This is a genomic window from Bradyrhizobium sp. BRP22 (genome assembly GCF_020194175.1).
Taxonomy (GTDB): domain Bacteria; phylum Pseudomonadota; class Alphaproteobacteria; order Rhizobiales; family Xanthobacteraceae; genus Bradyrhizobium.
On sequence record NZ_JADYVX010000144.1, the window covers coordinates 1 to 316 of the forward strand.

Consider the following 316-nt stretch of genomic DNA (forward strand, 5'->3'; position numbering starts at 1 on the left):
CGTGGTGCCGCCGTTGGAGAGCACCGGTGTGGCCGGCATGAACCACAGCCGAGACATCGCATCATACAGACGTTGGGCATGCGCAACATCGTCCGCGAAGGCGCAAGACACCCGGGCGAACATGTCCTGGAGGCTTTCGCCGGCGAGCAGATAACGGTCGGTCAGCGTCAGCTTGCCGAACGACGTCAACAGGTCGTCGCGCGACCGATCGAGCGTGAGGTCAGACGGCTTTGGCGGTGGCGCGAGGGGCCTCGGCAGCGGAGCCGGCGATGGCTGCACAAGACACAGTTCAGGCGTGGTAGGCTTTGCCTGCGCT

At 65.2% G+C, this 316-nt stretch carries 1 protein-coding gene; it reads right to left on the reverse strand.

Annotated features, from left to right (window positions below):
- Nucleotides 1–316 (reverse strand): ribonucleotide reductase N-terminal alpha domain-containing protein (locus I6F35_RS39750; RefSeq protein WP_275945548.1); only part of this gene is annotated, 316 nt, incomplete at both ends.